Here is a 13,440-nt window from a genome sequence, read left to right on the forward strand (position 1 = left end):
AATTCAAAATTTTATCGAGTGCGCTCGCTTCGTGCCAAGCGCCGTGGAATGTAAAGGTAAACAAACGCCCAAATTTCAAGTGCCTCAGCGACGATCACACCGACAACCGTCATTAAGCTTGAGAAGTTAACGGCGATGACCGCAATGGCAAAGATCAGCGACACAATGCTCAGCATATACAGGAGAACGCGTTGGAAACTTTTCATCTGGTACTGATCAGTAATCGGATACACGTGGACAAACACATTATCAGAAAAGTGGAAGTAAAACGGAATCAGCTGAAATCCAATCAGGTAGACAAACAATAAGCTTAAAAAGATTGGCAGAATTTCGCCCTTTACAAAGACTAAGAACACCGTTCCGATCACCATCAGCCGAAAATACAAGCCGCTCATTTCGTTATCTCGAATAATCCCATGGGCATACAAATACAGATATGTGTTTTTCGGGATCAACTTGATTCGACCTAAAATGCCATCAAGATAACGACGTCGCCTAATTGATCCTTGCAGCATTGGGACGTCGGTAAACAAGTTAAAGAACTGATAAACGGTGTGCATCCGGCTGTTTTCATCGTCAATCATTACTTTCCAGTCGATAGGATATCTTGACCAGTTTCTGCGACTATAATAACTGATGCCTAAAGCCACTATGGCCAAAGCAAGTCCCAACCAGTAATTAAGATAGATTGATAGACTAATTGACACAACTGGAATTAGGAAGCGAAACAAAAAGTGGTTGGAAAGCAAACGATTATTTAAACGGTATTTTCTGGCAAAGTCTGTATTTAACCAGGTTACTTTAAGGATGATAAGGGTTGCCAGTAAAAGGTACAAATCAGTTGCGGTCGTCTGCATCGTCACCTGAACGAATGGCATCAACAAAACCCAAAAGAGGACTTGAACAGCAATTGCCAAGCCGAGGCTGTAATGAAATGCCCGTTTGAGGTACGCAAAAAACGCGGCTTCCTGTGGGAACAAGAAAACGTAGTCCGGATCTTCAACCAGGGTCGCGAACCGGCCAAGCTGGACACTCACTAAGAGGATCGCAATGGCCACAATTGGTGCCCACCATAATCCCGTGTGAAGTGTCTTTAAAACATTGGAATAGTAATACCCCAGGCCGCCAATCATAAACAGCAGTGCCAAGACAAAGTAGTCATTAAACACCAGCCTAAGGTATTTCATCATTTCTTTGAGATGGATGACCAGACGCTGCTTAAATAACTGTCTCATGAAGCATCGCCTTCCCTTGCCAACGTCAGATAAATATCATTGAGCGATTCACCCGCATTTGGAAATGCCTGGCGAAGCTCTTCAATCGTTCCCTCGGTCCGGACCTGACCATCATGTAACAGCACAAAGCGATCACAATATCGTTGCGCCGTATCAAGAACATGGGTGGACATCAAAATGCTGGCACCCTGCTTTTTGCGTTCAGAGATTAAATTTAATAAGTCATTGACCGCCAAGGGGTCTAATCCCAAAAACGGTTCATCAATGATAAATAGTTTGGCATCCGTCAAAAATGCACAAACGATCATGACTTTTTGACGCATCCCTTTTGAAAAGTTGTCAGGAAACCAATCTAATTTGTTATCCAGTCTAAAAAGCTTTAATAACTGATGAGCACGTTTCCAGGCTGCATCCTGATCGAGATTGTAAGCCAACATGGTCATTTCCAAGTGCTCTTTTAAAGTCAGTTCCTTATAAACGATCGGTTGTTCGGGAATATAAGCAATTTGTTCTTTGTATTTTTTGACGTCATCTGTTAAAGACGTCCCATTAATTTTAATTGTTCCTTTAAATGGCGTTAATAAGCCAATAATGTGATTGATAGTGGTTGACTTGCCGGCGCCATTAAGTCCAATCAGGCCGACTAATTCACCATCCTTGACGTCAAAACTGACGTCTTTTAAAACAGGTACTTGAGAATATCCACCTACAAGGTTGGAAATTTCTAAGGTCATCATTTACCTCCGTGTTCATCATAAATTTACAAACAAGATTATACCATATAAATATTGCCCTTTGAATTCGGCAGAAACCACATTGATGTTATAATACCAGTAGTGTTCACAGAAAGAAGGTAGAGATTTTGAAAGATTGTATTTTTTGTAAGATTGTTAGAAATGAAATCCCGAGTTATACCGTTTATGAGGATGACATTGTTAAAGCGTTTCTCGATATTTCTCAGGGGACGCCGGGACATACGTTGGTTATTCCTAAGAAACATATCGCAAATATCTTCGAGTATGATGAAGAGCTTGCCAGCGAAGTTTTCGCGCGAATTCCAAAGATTGCCCGGGCTGTCAAGGCTTCCAATCCTGACATCAAAGGAATGAACATTTTGAACAACAATGGCCAGGTCGCCTACCAATCCGTTTTCCACTCTCATTTTCACTTGGTGCCAAGATACACCAGCAATGATGACTTCAAGATGATCTTCAAGGATAATTCTAACAAGTATTCTCCGGACCAACTTAAAGAAATTCAAGAATCAATTGAACAGCATATGGGTGATTAATGATGAAAACAGTCTTTAAAATTATGGGCGCCACGGCAGTCGTTGCCGGTGCCTACTTGTACAGCCGAAACGAAACCCCGTCTGAATTCGTCGAGCGGGCCAAATCGACCTATTATGATAAGAAACAAAAGACTGCGGACTGGAAGGATGCCTATGACGGTTTCAAAGACGCGATGGCTCACTTCAAATCCCAGCTGCCCATCCTCGAATCGACGGTCTCTGAAATTCAAAGGGACGTGGACGACGCGATGTTTAAAATCCAACCGCGGCTCGAAGAAATTAATAAATATTCTGAAAAAATGAAGTAAAATTCCAAACAAAATATGAATATTTGTTTAAATTCTTTGCGGCATTATATAAAAAACGGTTATTATGTTATTATTGTCAAGAACGTTTGCTTTGCAGACGAATACTTTTAGGAAATGGATGTGTTTTTGTATGAAAAAATGGCTAATCGTTTTAGCCGGCGTACTGATGAGTTTTACTCTTGCAGCTTGTGGCAGCAAAACTGTTGCAACAACTAACGGCGGTAAAATTACAGAAAGTGCTTATTACAGCAGCTTGAAGAGTACCTCAAGTGGTAAACAAGTATTGCAACAAATGATCTTAAACAAGGTCTTGGAAAAACAATACGGTAAGGATGTTACGAGCAAACAAGTTAACAGTGAATTTGCCAAGTACAAGAAGCAATACGGTTCATCGTTTAACTCAGTTCTTCAACAAAACAGCATGACTGCTTCATCATTGAAGGATTCAATTCGTTCAAACCTCTTATTGAAGGAAGCTGTTAAGCACAACATCACAATTACTGATGCGCAATTAAAGACTCAATTCAAGTCATACCAACCAAAGGTAACTGTTAACCAAATCTTGGTTTCAAAGAAATCAACTGCAGAAACAGTTATCAAACAACTTAAGGCCGGCAAGAGCTTCTCAAGCTTGGCTAAAAAGTATTCAACTGACACCGCAACTAAGAACAAGGGTGGCCGAATTTCACCATTCGACAACACCAACACAACGTTGGACTCTAACTTCAAGACTGCTGCCTTCAAGTTAAAGAACGGCGAATATACTAAGACCCCTGTTAAGACTCAGTATGGTTACCAAGTTATTCAAATGGTTAACCATCCAGCCAAGGGAACTTACAAACAACATGAAGCTGAATTAAAGGATCAAATCGTGACATCAAAGATGTCTGACAGCAACACCTTGCATTCAGTTGTATCAAAGGTTCTTAAGAAAGGTAAAGTTACCATCCAAGATAAAGACCTTCAAAACGTCTTATCAGATTACCTCTCAACTAGTTCAACTAAGAAGTAATTAAAATCGTTCATAGAAAAGGGATTGGACAAATTGTCCAATCCCTTTTTAGTTACTCATCAATTATAAAAGCTCACCTTGCGTCGGTTTGTCAGGCTTTTGTTTTGGTTCAATCACCTTTTTGGGTTTATAAAAGCGCCGATTATCAAGCCCAAATACCCGGTCACTAAATTCACCCGGCTGGACATTCTTCAAAGCGCCCTGGATCATAACAATTGTGGCGTCTAATTCATCCAAATGGTGTAAAATCTCTGCCTCCAACATCTTTGGCCGCTCCGGCGAACCGTATTCAAGCAATCCGTGATGGGATAAAACCATGTGCCGAAGCATAATTAAGTCCTGGGAGCCCTGATCGATTCCTAGTTTGTCGGCAGCTTCCACGATTTCTGCATCCATGATACTTAAATGCCCCAATAAATCGCCCGCTAAGGTGTACTCTGTGGCAATTGGACCGGAAAGCTCGGTCGTTTTACCCAAATCATGGAGAATCGCCCCAGCGTACAATAACGGGGCATTGATACCATCGTATTGACTGACGATGGCATGAGCTTGTTTTAGAATCGAAATCGTATGAAATGCCAAGCCACCTGCAAAATCATGGTGGTTGGACTTTGCTGCCGGAAAATCATAAAAGCGATCAGCATGTTTTGTAATCAGCGCCCTGACAACCCGGTTGTAAGTGGCGTTGGTAATCTCGAAGATTGTCTGGTTAATATATTCTTCCATCTGGTCTCGTGACATGCCAGCCTTTTTGATAAACATCAGCGGATCATGGGGTTCGCTTTGGTTGGCCAGCCGCATAGACAGAATTTTAATCTGTGGGGAATTCATGTACACTTCCCGCTTTCCCTTCAGTAAAACTACCTTGCCGGCCACAAACTCCTTGGCATTTTCGGGGGTTGCATCCCAAAATTTGCCGGAAATATCGCCTGATTTATCTTGAAACACCAGTGACAAAAACATGTTTCCATTCTTGGCAACCCGCTTTTTGGCGTCCTTTAAGAGCACGTACATTTCAAACTGTTCATTCAACTTAACATCCATTAACTGCTTTGCCATGAAACCACCTCCTAAAGCTTACCCAAATCCAAGACCGTGCCGGCATCAAATTCACGCTCAAGATTAGCCGTAAAGTACAAAACTTGCGTCTGTTCACTCACCTGCTTAAGCATCTGGTTTGCGGCGTGTCGTCTTGATTGGTCAAAATTAACAAATCCATCGTCAATCATGATTGGCATCGGGTATTGATCACTGAACCCAACCGCCATCGACATAATCAACGCTAAGTACAACTGTTCCATCGTCCCAGTTGAAAGCTCGTTAACTGGAAAACGGACGTCATCTTCTCTAACCACTGAAATCTCATTTTTGAAAATAATATCTTTATAAGCACCATTTGTCAAAGTTGCAAAGTATCTTTTGGCAAGTGTCAGTGTTTTAGGCAGTCGGCCCTTGCTGGCAATGTTCAACACAGCTTGAATCCATTGAGACCCGAGTTTTAACGCAACGTAACGCTGAACGTTGTCAATAATTTCGGTCTGCTTATTGGCCAAGTCTTGTCGCAATTGATAGTACTGGCCATTTTTAATCAACCCATTGATCTCAGTGTTTAACTGAGTGACTTTCTGGGTCAATCCATCAATCTGTTCACTAAGCGTTTGAACTTGCTGATTTTGGTTGACGACCAAATCATCAAGCGCCTTGGCATCAAGCTGATCGGGAATCTGAACCTTGGTTGCAGCAAGCTGCTGCTCAAAAATATGCTTTTGCTTTAACTGGTCAACCAACCTTTTTTGAGCCTTGTATACCTGTTCAAATTCATCATCTGATTGGACTTTTCGATCATTTAAAAAGGCCGTTTTTTGTTTCGATAACGCGTCCTGTTCGTCCTTGAGATGTTGAATTGTGGTCTGCAAAGTAGCAAGTTGTGCTTGCTTTTGTTGATAGGCTGCCGCTAGTTTTTGCCACCGCTGAACGGTTTGCGTAATTGTCATCAGCGCGTCGCTGGGCTTTGAGCGGTCAAATTTCAACCAATCTCCGGCAAATTGCCATTGATCAATGAATTGATTGTAAGTCGTCTGCTTATCATTGAGTTCTGCTTGTCGTTTTAACAATGTCTGCTGAAAGGTGGCAATCTGGCTGAGGCTCGCCTGCATGCCGATCCAGTTCTCTTCCGGAATACCAGCCAACCCAAACTGTTCGCTGATGGTGGCCAATTGTTGTTGAACCTGGCTTAATTGGCGATTTAACGCGTCAATATCGACGACAGGTGCCTCAGGTGTCACAGATTGACTCTGCTTGGCAACGTACCAACCCGCCCCTGCAGCCACAATTGCAAGCACAAAGCCGATCCACCCAAATGAGGTAAACAGACTAAGGATCACCCCTGCAACCAGTAATGCCCCGGCAATTCCGTAATAAATCAAGCCGGTATGTGACTGTGGTTGCTCCGGTTGATGAGCCCGTCGTTTTTGCGACTGATTAATTTGGTCGGTTAGATTTTGCTGGGTGCGTAACAGGTCGTTAACCTGATTTAATTCATCAGCGGAAAGAGCCTTTGGAATCTCACCTTTAGCATTGTGAGCAACAGCCTCACTTTGATCAGTTAACTGTTTGGCAGCTTCGGCAACCTGTTGCTGGGCAGTTTCAACCTGATAGCCTAAATTTGACTGACTCGCGAGTTGGCCATATAACCGATCGATGCGTTCCTGGTGGCTCTCGTAAAACGCTTGTCCAGGGGTCTTGGAAATGCCAGCCTGGCGCTTCGCATACTCAGCTTGCTTTTCGGACAATTGATTGGCCTGAGCTGCTAATTTAAGCTTTAAATCGTTGAAATCAGTATGATCATCATCTGAAAAGCCTTTTCTTATCTTGGATTCATTGACCCCTTCCAACTGAGCCAGCTGATTAACAACCGGTATCAAAGATTGTAATTGGCGATTTTTTCCAAGTTCATCAGAGGCAGTTTTGCGTTGTTCCTGCAGCCGCGCCAACTGGTCCCGGGATTCTTTTAGTTGCTGTTGCAGGTCTTGGTAATGGGGAAAGTCATCTCGGGCATCTCGTACCTGGCTTTCCAATTTTTTATAATCGGCAATCTGGACGTTAATCTCTTTAGTCCGACCTCGAGGTGCATAAATGCCGGCCGAATCCTTATCTAATTGATCTTGCAGTCCCATCCAATCATTGGCCCCGGCAACACCAATTGACTGAATGCGAGTTGCCAATTCGCTTCTCCCCATCTTGTAGAATTCACTTTGATTTACATCGCCAAAATAAAACAATTGATCATAGGTTGTTCGATCAATCGGCCCAATCAGGTTCTGATAATCAGTTTCAGTTAATTCCGTATCGTTATCTAAATCATAAAACTTAACCGTTCCGCCGTACTTTAAGCCGGTTCGAACAATCTTATAGGTATGCTGATTGGCAGAGAAGGTAATTTCTCCCCCATATGGTGCATTACCCTTTGGCTGGTATTGACCATGAATCGAATGCTTTTTATCAGTAAATCCAAATAAGATTCCTTTGATAAAGGCGATGATCGTGCTTTTTCCGGCTTCGTTAGGACCATACACAACCTGAAGAGGATCTTGAATCGTGATCTGCTGGTCGATCCACTGGCCGAAGCCATAGATATTGAGCGCTTTAATAATCACTTGTCGCCGTCCTCCTTGTCGTATTCGTTAACCACATTTTCGCGCAGAATTGCACTGGCAGTATCAAAAACTGATTGCTTAATGTCGGTCTGATTTAATTCATCTTTGATAAAGGCCGGTTGTTTGTCAAATGCTTTTAAAATTTGATTATAGGCATCGTCTGTGAGGGTTTCATCCCTGGCTTGATTAAAATATGTCTGATCAATCGCACTATAAACAACGTTTTTCTCCACTGGCGCCTTAAGGGATGTCACCCAACAATTGAGCTGACGCCATTTATCACGGTTAATTTGTTGAATGGCGTCAAGCAACTCACCAGAAGCAATTTGACCCAACAGCTCTGAATCAAGTTGCTGATCGCTTTTTAGTTGAAGCCTTAAGAGGTGCAACTGGTCAAAATGTTGATCGGCTAACTGGCTCATAATCAATTCCGCAAGCTGTTTAACTGGTTGCTGAGCGACCGAAACGGCCATAAAATCCCAAATAATTGGCGCAGTTGACTGGAAGTGAGATGTCAGTTGGCCGCCATCACTTTCAACCAACAGAAATCCTTTTTCACCAGTTTCGTTGATGTGACGTCCCTGAGTATTGCCGGAATAGTTAATGGTGCCTTGTTTATTAAGTGCCTGTCGCTTGTGAATGTGTCCAAGGGCCCAGTAGTCGTACCCCTTTTCTTCAAGCTGATTAAGCGTAAACGGTGCATAGTTGGCTTCAGGAGAATTTAAGGTACTGAGACTTCCATGCAGCATGCCGATATTCCAAGTTGCATCAGAAAAGGCTTGCGGATAGTCTTGAATCATCGGATCCGTAATCCACTGCTTATCAAAACTAAATCCACTAATTGCCACGACTTGACCGTTTTCTAGTCGATATTTCTTAGTCTCTACCTGGTTGGAAAAAACGTGGGTGTTATCCGGGTAGCCAAAGGATGATGGATCAGCGGTGGAATAATCGTGATTTCCAAAACTGATAAAGGCATCAATCTCATGGTCCTTTAGTCGGTTTAATTGGGCCATCAAGAATGCATCGGCAGCCACACTGCGTTCCTCGCGATCAAATAAATCCCCGACCAACAAAACAAAATCCACTTGATCATTAATCGCTTCATCAATAATTTTTTGAAACGAATCAAAAGTGGACTGGTGAATTTTCTCCCAAAGGTCATCTGGAAGCGAATGATTCTTAAGCCCTAAAAATGGGCTGTCCAAATGTAAATCTGCTGTATGAATGAATTTCACAATGCCGTCCTCCCTAATATATATGTACGTAAAAACGCCGAATTAGATTTAAAACTAATTCCGGCGTTTGTTTTGATTATGAGCGGTAAAGATCACTGATGGGCTTCGTGACTGTTTCGTTGATATCGGACAATAGTTCGCTAAGTGCTTTTTCTTTGGTCATCAGTGCGGAGATCAGCTGACTTTCGCGCATCTTTCCGGCAATTGCTTGAATATTTGAAATTTCATCTTGGGTTGGCTGAACGCCCTGCATTTGTTTTTGCTGCAAAGCTTGTTGTGCCTGTTGAAAATCATTGAAGACTTTGTAGTCATCAAGATTGCCCTTCAGATTATCATACGCTTGCTGGATTTCAGTGAATTCATCCGAAGCGATCAATTCTGTTTGTAATTGGTTCACGGTGGCAGTCATTTTTTCATTCATTAAATATATTCCCCTAACTATTGATTTATTTAAGTTTAACACATTCCTGGAATCGCTTCTCGGTTATCTGGTTTAATGTTTGAACCAGCTCTTGGCATCATTGATAAGGTCCTTAGCTTTTTGGCTAATTTCATTACCATACTTGTTGGTTTTCTTCTGAATCGTATCCCATAAGTTATCATTGGTGTTCTCACTTTGGACAATTGATTGGGCATCCTTCGTGTTGAAGCTTGAATTCTTGGTGTACGGCAGCATGGTCTGCATTTCGTTCTTAAACAACGGGCCGACACCGGTACCACTTAAATTCTCCAAGTGATGGGCCTGACTCGTGCTATCGAATCCCTCCCAAGTTGCCACAACCAGGTCCGGCGTATACCCAATAATCCATTTATCCTTGGTTGCGTCCGAAGAACCCGTATTGTCTGCTTCCGTGCTACCGGTTTTTCCGGCGACTGAATAGCCATACGGTTTGGCATCAACACCGGTTCCATTGTTAAAGACGCCGAGCATCATACTGGTCATTTGTTTGGCAACTGAAGACGACATAATCTGCCTGCCTTCCTGCTTGGCCGTATTGTCGACGACAACTTTGCCAGTAGAATCAACAATCTTTCGAATGTAAAACGGCTTGACGATCTTTCCGCCGTTGGCAAATGCCGTATAGGCGCCGGCCATTTGTTGTGGCGAGACACCTCCGGAAAGGCCACCCAGTGCCAACGCCAGGTTCTTGTCCTTTTTCGTAACCGGAATGTTAAAGTCCTTAACCGATTCATAACCACGATTGACCCCAATTTGATTCAGCAACCAAACCGCCGGGGCATTCATACTCTGCGCCAGCGCCTCGTACATTGGGACTTTGCCCTGATAGACGTTGTTGTAGTTCTTCGGGGTATAGTGATTAGTCCCGTACGACTTCTTCTTGTCGACCAATTCGGAATCAAATTTATAGCCGGCTTCCAATGCAGGGGTATAAACGGCCAATGGCTTCATAGTGGATCCGGGTTGCCTTCGAATCTGGGTCGCTCGATTATAGCCACGGAATACGTGTTTCCCTCGACCACCAACAACCGCAGTGACGCCCCCAGTTGTCGGTGAGACACCAATCGAAGCGGCTTGAACTTCGGTCCCGTCAGACGCATTGGCTGGGAACAGCGCATTATTATCAAAATTGGTCTGCATTGCCTTTTGTTGTGATTGATTTAAATTCGTGTAAATTCGGTACCCTCGGTTCATGATTTCCGATTCAGTCATTCCATACTTGCTGATGGCCTCATCAATCACAGCGTCAAAGTAATACGGGTAGCGATAACCATCTTTACGAACATACGTATCACGAAGCGTAATCGGCGTCTTTTTGTAATAGTTTGCTTGGGCTTGCGTGAGCTTATGGTTTTCAACCATTAATTGCAATACGACGTTTCGCCGCCATTTAGCAGCCTTTGGGTGGTCAATTGGGTTATATGCACTCGGCGATGTCAACATCCCTGCCAATACTGCAGAATCCGGCACTGAAAGGTCAACGGCATTTTCACCAAAATACTTTTGAGCTGCATCTTGAACACCCCAAACACCATTTCCAAAGTAGGCGTTGTTCAAATACATCGTCAAAATTTCATTCTTGGAATAGACATTTTCGACTTGAATCGAAAGAAACAGCTCCTTGAGTTTTCGAGTCATGGTCTGCTCCTGAGACAGGTAGGCATTCTTGACCAATTGTTGTGTCAGCGTACTTCCCCCACCACTAATGTAATCGCGGTGTAAAAGCTTGTTTTTGACCAACAAGAGCATTGCCCTGGCAATTCCTTTAAATGAAAATCCATATTCATGGTAAAAATTACGATCTTCGGTAGATAAGACGGCCTTTGGCACATTTGCGGAAACCTGATTAAGATGGACATAGGTTCCCTTTTGGGCATATAGTTCGCCAGCCTTTTTATTATTAACGTCAAAAATTTCAGTTGTCTTGGAGAGTGATGATTCAAGGTTTTGAACATGGGCAGTTTTGGCTAGAAATACCATGTAGGTACTGGTTACCAACGAAACACTCAAAAAGACAATAACCAGCCATTTAACCAGATGAAATCTTCGACAAAACCGGTTGAACTTTTTAAAAAAAGAACCGACCGATTTTCTGAACGATTTGGTTGAATTGTTGTTCATACGGATACTCCTTTGATGAATACTTCAATATTGTATCATATCTGGAAAAAGCCGGATTTTTACCTGAATAAATTTAACCAGGACTTAAAGAAACTGCCGTCATTTGGTCATAAACAAGTCATTTTGGACATTAAAAAGCCGAAGCAAGACTGCTTCGGCTTTTTAATTGAACGTCAGTGATTTACATTGCGTCTGGTGCCTTAACTCCTAATAGGTTAAGTGATTCTTTCAAGACAATTGAAACTGCCTTGACGAGTGACAAACGGGCACCCAATTGATCATCTTCAACCAAAATCTTTGAGTGGGCATAATACTTATTGAACGCTTTAGCCAGTCTCAATGCATACTTGGCAACTTCAGAAGGTTCGAAGTCCTTGCATGCACTTTCGATGACTGTTGGGAAGTCCTTTAACGCAGTAACAGTTTCCCACGCTGCAGGGTCATCAAGGCGTTTGTCGGCACCATGAAGGTCAATGTCGCCAGCCTTTCTTAAAATGCTTTCAGCACGCGCGTGTGAGTATTGAACGTATGGTCCGGTCTCACCTTCAAAGCGTAATTGGTCTTCCAACACAAAGTCGATGTTGTTGGTCCGTTCGTTCTTTAAATCGCCAAAGATAATGGCGCCGACACCAACTTCCTTGGCCACTTCGTCTTTGTTTGGCAAATCAGGATTCTTGGCTTCAATTTGCTTCTTAGCCAAGTCAATAGCGTCTTCCAAAACCTGATCAAGTAAGATGATCCGTCCTGAACGAGTTGACAATTTTTTACCATTAACGGTGATCAGACCAAATGGAATATGATGGAGATTTTCAGCTGATGGCAAGCCCATTTCGAGCAAAACAGCCTTTAATTGTTGGAAGTAATAGGTCTGTTCAGAACCAACAACATACAAGTTCATGGCAGGCTTATAAGTTCGGTCACGATAAATTGCTGTCGCAATATCACGGGTGATGTAAAGCGTTGCGCCATCACTCTTTAAAATCAGTGCAGGATTTAAATTATACTTATCCAACTTAACAACTTGCGCACCTTGAGATTCCTGAAGCAATCCCTTGTCCTTGAGGATCTGAATTCCTTCATCCATCTTATCGTTATAGAAGGCTTCACCGTTGTATGTGTCGAAGGTAACGCCCAATTTTTCGTAAATCTTGTTGAATGACTCAAGAGAAACCTTACGGAACCACTTCCAGAGGAAGACTTCTTCTTCGTTGCCCTCTTCAAGCTTCTTGAAGGTTTCACGGGCTTCATCATCCAACTCTGGGTGTTCTTTGTCTTCTTGATGGAATTTAACGTAATATTTAACTAAGTTGTTGATTGGGTCTTTTTTGACATCTTCCTCATTGCCCCACTTTTTGTAGGCAACAATTAATTTACCAAATTGTGTTCCCCAGTCACCCAAGTGATTATCTTTGATTGGATGATAACCGTTCTTAACTAAAATTTTGGCAATTGAATTTCCAATCACCGTTGAGCGCAGGTGGCCCATTGAAATGGGTTTGGCAATGTTAGGTGATGACATATCAATTGGGACGTTACCGCCCTTACCGTTGTCATTTTGACCATATGCGGCCCCTTCTTCAAGCACTTCATTCAAAATTTCATTGCTGAAATTGCCCTTGTCCAAGAAGAAGTTGATGTAAGCACCCTTTGCTTCAACCTTTTCGTATGAAGTCTGGTCGATTTTAGCAACCAATTCTTCAGCAATCTGATTAGGTGCCTTGTGGAAAACTTTTGCTAATGAAAATGCGGGGAATGCCAAATCACCCATTTGAAGCGTCTTTGGCTTTTCAAGCTTTTCATAAACCTCTGCTGATGACATTTCGTCGTTTAAGACACTTAAAATTGAATTTGTAACCTGTGCTTTGTAGTCCATTAATGTTCCCTCCGTCTGTCTATAAATATACAAAAAAACTCTTACAAAATAATTGCAAGAGACGAGTAAACCCGCGGTACCACTCTATTTGATAAAAGTATCCACTCAAAGTATTAAATTATTATTCTAAAAAGCGCGCTTCGCTGACTGAACTTTCCGGCTCACACCCTCCCGGAATCGCTGTCTATTCAGTAACCAGCTACTGTTCTTTTATCATTGAATAAATATAATGTTCATTGTGTATGA

12 protein-coding genes are annotated in these 13,440 nt (G+C 42.5%); 4 read left to right on the forward strand and 8 right to left on the reverse strand.

Going from position 1 to position 13,440, the window contains the following annotated elements; all coding sequences use genetic code 11:
- Positions 1-11: 11 nt before the first annotated feature.
- Both FC51_RS02220 and FC51_RS02225 read right to left on the reverse strand, forming a co-directional pair.
- A complete protein-coding gene (locus FC51_RS02220) occupies positions 12-1,235 on the reverse strand; it encodes an ABC transporter permease (protein ID WP_057910450.1) in 1,224 nt (407 codons plus the stop codon).
- A complete protein-coding gene (locus tag FC51_RS02225) occupies positions 1,232-1,969 on the reverse strand; it encodes an ABC transporter ATP-binding protein (protein ID WP_057910451.1) in 738 nt (245 codons plus the stop codon). Before FC51_RS02225 ends, FC51_RS02220 begins: the two co-directional genes overlap by 4 nt.
- A gap of 128 nt (positions 1,970-2,097) precedes the next feature.
- On the opposite strand from FC51_RS02225, the gene FC51_RS02230 reads away from it, so the two are divergent.
- The 3 genes from FC51_RS02230 (at position 2,098) to FC51_RS02240 (ending at position 3,846) form a co-directional block, all read left to right on the forward strand.
- A complete protein-coding gene (locus FC51_RS02230; RefSeq protein WP_057910452.1) occupies positions 2,098-2,526 on the forward strand; it encodes an HIT family protein in 429 nt (142 codons plus the stop codon).
- A 2-nt stretch (positions 2,527-2,528) separates the two neighbouring features.
- Positions 2,529-2,834, forward strand: a complete 306-nt coding sequence (locus tag FC51_RS02235) for a hypothetical protein (RefSeq protein WP_057910453.1) — start codon at positions 2,529-2,531, stop codon at positions 2,832-2,834.
- Positions 2,835-2,964: 130 nt separating this feature from the next.
- Positions 2,965-3,846: a peptidylprolyl isomerase PrsA gene (locus FC51_RS02240; protein ID WP_057910454.1), complete on the forward strand. Its 882-nt coding sequence runs from the start codon at positions 2,965-2,967 to the stop codon at positions 3,844-3,846.
- A gap of 63 nt (positions 3,847-3,909) precedes the next feature.
- Here FC51_RS02240 and FC51_RS02245 read toward each other — a convergent pair whose 3' ends face one another.
- The 5 genes from FC51_RS02245 to FC51_RS02265 form a co-directional block, all read right to left on the reverse strand.
- Complete coding sequence (locus tag FC51_RS02245) at positions 3,910-4,905, reverse strand: 3'-5' exoribonuclease YhaM family protein (protein WP_057910455.1); 996 nt, start codon at positions 4,903-4,905, stop codon at positions 3,910-3,912.
- 11 nt (positions 4,906-4,916) lie between these two features.
- Positions 4,917-7,502 carry an ATP-binding protein gene (locus FC51_RS02250; protein ID WP_057910456.1) on the reverse strand — a complete coding sequence of 862 codons (2,586 nt, stop codon included), beginning with the start codon at positions 7,500-7,502 and terminating at the stop codon, positions 4,917-4,919.
- Positions 7,499-8,740, reverse strand: a complete 1,242-nt coding sequence (locus FC51_RS02255) for a metallophosphoesterase family protein (RefSeq protein ID WP_057910457.1) — start codon at positions 8,738-8,740, stop codon at positions 7,499-7,501. Before FC51_RS02255 ends, FC51_RS02250 begins: the two co-directional genes overlap by 4 nt.
- Positions 8,741-8,816: 76 nt before the next feature.
- Complete coding sequence (locus tag FC51_RS02260) at positions 8,817-9,161, reverse strand: YlbF family regulator (RefSeq protein ID WP_057910458.1); 345 nt, start codon at positions 9,159-9,161, stop codon at positions 8,817-8,819.
- A 72-nt stretch (positions 9,162-9,233) separates the two neighbouring features.
- Positions 9,234-11,321, reverse strand: coding sequence for a PBP1A family penicillin-binding protein (locus FC51_RS02265; protein WP_057910459.1), 2,088 nt, complete (start codon positions 11,319-11,321; stop codon positions 9,234-9,236).
- A gap of 15 nt (positions 11,322-11,336) precedes the next feature.
- Between FC51_RS02265 and FC51_RS12235 the strand changes: the two genes are divergently transcribed.
- Positions 11,337-11,501 (forward strand): hypothetical protein, encoded by a 165-nt coding sequence (locus FC51_RS12235; RefSeq protein ID WP_155519313.1) that lies wholly within the window; start codon positions 11,337-11,339, stop codon positions 11,499-11,501.
- A 1-nt stretch (position 11,502) separates the two neighbouring features.
- Here FC51_RS12235 and argS read toward each other — a convergent pair whose 3' ends face one another.
- Positions 11,503-13,194 (reverse strand): arginine--tRNA ligase, encoded by a 1,692-nt coding sequence (gene argS / locus FC51_RS02270; protein ID WP_057910460.1) that lies wholly within the window; start codon positions 13,192-13,194, stop codon positions 11,503-11,505.
- Positions 13,195-13,440 lie beyond the last annotated feature (246 nt).

The sequence above is a fragment of the Lentilactobacillus parabuchneri DSM 5707 = NBRC 107865 genome, assembly GCF_001435315.1.
Classification (GTDB): domain Bacteria; phylum Bacillota; class Bacilli; order Lactobacillales; family Lactobacillaceae; genus Lentilactobacillus; species Lentilactobacillus parabuchneri.

Coding starts and splice junctions, on each gene's coding strand:
- FC51_RS02220 (WP_057910450.1), bottom strand. CDS start 1,235: ATGAGACAGTTATTTAAGCAGCGTCTGGTCATCCATCTCAAAGAAATG.
- FC51_RS02225 (WP_057910451.1), bottom strand. CDS start 1,969: ATGACCTTAGAAATTTCCAACCTTGTAGGTGGATATTCTCAAGTACCT.
- FC51_RS02235 (WP_057910453.1), top strand. CDS start 2,529: ATGAAAACAGTCTTTAAAATTATGGGCGCCACGGCAGTCGTTGCCGGT.
- FC51_RS02240 (WP_057910454.1), top strand. CDS start 2,965: ATGAAAAAATGGCTAATCGTTTTAGCCGGCGTACTGATGAGTTTTACT.
- FC51_RS02245 (WP_057910455.1), bottom strand. CDS start 4,905: ATGGCAAAGCAGTTAATGGATGTTAAGTTGAATGAACAGTTTGAAATG.
- FC51_RS02260 (WP_057910458.1), bottom strand. CDS start 9,161: ATGAATGAAAAAATGACTGCCACCGTGAACCAATTACAAACAGAATTG.
- FC51_RS02265 (WP_057910459.1), bottom strand. CDS start 11,321: ATGAACAACAATTCAACCAAATCGTTCAGAAAATCGGTCGGTTCTTTT.
- FC51_RS12235 (WP_155519313.1), top strand. CDS start 11,337: ATGAATACTTCAATATTGTATCATATCTGGAAAAAGCCGGATTTTTAC.
- argS (WP_057910460.1), bottom strand. CDS start 13,194: ATGGACTACAAAGCACAGGTTACAAATTCAATTTTAAGTGTCTTAAAC.